The sequence below is a fragment of the Methylobacterium sp. BTF04 genome, assembly GCF_010692745.1.
GTDB lineage: Bacteria > Pseudomonadota > Alphaproteobacteria > Rhizobiales > Beijerinckiaceae > Methylobacterium.
The window spans coordinates 1-1,843 of record NZ_JAAHTB010000159.1 but is presented as its reverse complement, the minus strand read 5'-3'; the positions used below and the strand labels follow the sequence as shown (position 1 = coordinate 1,843).

1 protein-coding gene is annotated in these 1,843 nt (G+C 70.4%); it reads left to right on the top strand.

Features of this window, described 5'->3' with window-relative positions; all coding sequences use genetic code 11:
• Positions 1 to 1,843: 1-deoxy-D-xylulose-5-phosphate synthase (dxs, locus tag G3T14_RS23990; RefSeq protein ID WP_246733537.1), on the top strand; the 1,843-nt coding region annotated here is incomplete at both ends.

The window sequence follows — 1,843 nt, the reverse complement described above, 5'->3', positions numbered from 1 at the left end:
CTGTTGCCGGAGAGCGACCTCCCGGCGGTGGCGGATGCGGTGCGGGCGGAGATGATCGAGGCGGTGTCTGTGACGGGCGGGCATCTCGGCTCGGGTCTGGGCGTGGTCGAGCTGACGGTGGCGTTGCACCACGTGTTCGACACCCCCGACGACCGCATCGTCTGGGATGTCGGGCACCAGGCCTATCCGCACAAGATCCTCACCGGGCGGCGCGACCGGATCCGGACCCTGCGCCAGCCGGGCGGGCTGTCGGGCTTCACCAAGCGCTCGGAGAGCGTCTACGACCCGTTCGGCGCGGCGCATTCGTCGACCTCGATCTCGGCGGCCCTGGGCATGGCGGTGGCGCGCGATCTCGACGACGCGGCGGCCAAGGCCCGGGGCCAGACGTCGAAGCGCCGCAACATGATCGCGGTGATCGGCGACGGCTCGATGTCGGCGGGCATGGCCTACGAGGCGATGAACAATGCCGGCGCGCTGCATTCGCGCCTGATCGTGATCCTCAACGACAACGACATGTCGATCGCGCCGCCGGTGGGGGCGATGTCGGCGTATTTCGCGCGGCTGGCCTCGGGGGGCACCTACCGGTCCCTGCGCGAGACCGCCAAGCAGCTCGGCAAGCTGCTGCCGAAGGCGCTCTACCAGCGCGCGGCGGCGGCGGAGGAATACGCCCGTTCGCTGGTGGTGGGCGGCGGCACGATGTTCGAGGAGATGGGCTTCCATTACGTCGGGCCGGTGGACGGGCACAATCTCGACCACCTGCTGCCGATCCTGAAGAACGTCCGCGATTCCGAGGAGGGCCCGATCCTGCTCCACGTGGTGACGCAGAAGGGCAAGGGCTACGCCCCGGCCGAGGCCTCGGCGGACCGCTACCACGGAGTGGTGAAGTTCGACGTGCTCTCGGGGGTCCAGGCCAAGGCCAAGCCCAACGCCCCGGCCTATACCCGGGTGTTCGGCGAGAGCCTGATCAAGGCGGCGGATGCCGACGACAAGGTGGTGGCGATCACGGCGGCGATGCCGGGCGGGACCGGGATCGACCTGTTCGGCAAGGCGCACCCGGACAAGACCTTCGATGTCGGCATCGCCGAACAGCATGCGGTGACGTTCGCGGGCGGTCTGGCGACGGAGGGGTACAAGCCGTTCGTGGCGATCTACTCGACGTTCCTGCAGCGGGCCTACGATCAGGTGGTGCACGACGTGGCGCTGCAGAACCTGCCGGTCCGGTTCTGCCTCGACCGGGCCGGTCTGGTGGGTGCGGACGGGGCGACCCATGCGGGCGCCTTCGACCTGGCGTATCTGTGCTGCCTTCCGAACATGACGGTGATGGCGGCCTCGGACGAGGCCGAGCTGGTGCACATGGTGGCCACCGCGCATGCGCATGATTCGGGCCCGATCGCGCTGCGCTACCCGCGCGGCGAGGGGGTCGGCGTCGACCTTCCCGAGAAGGGCGAGGTTCTGGCGATCGGCCGCGGGCGGATCGTCAAGCGCCCCGAGGGCGCCCGGGTGGCGCTGCTGACCCTGGGCACGCGTCTCGGCGAGGCGCTGAAGGCGGCCGACCTGCTCGAGGCCGAGGGCATCGCCGTGACGGTGGCGGATGCGCGCTTCGCCAAGCCGCTCGACGCGGCCCTGATCCTGGACCTGGCGGCGAGCCACGAGGTGCTGCTGACCCTGGAAGAGGGCTCGGTGGGCGGTTTCGGCGCGATGGTGCTGCACCTGCTGGCCGAGAAGGGCGCGCTCGATGCGGGCCGGGTCCGGGTGCGGACGCTGACGCTGCCCGACAGCTACCAGGATCACAACGCCCCGGACGTGATGTACGCCGAAGCCGGCCTCGACGCCGCCAGCATCG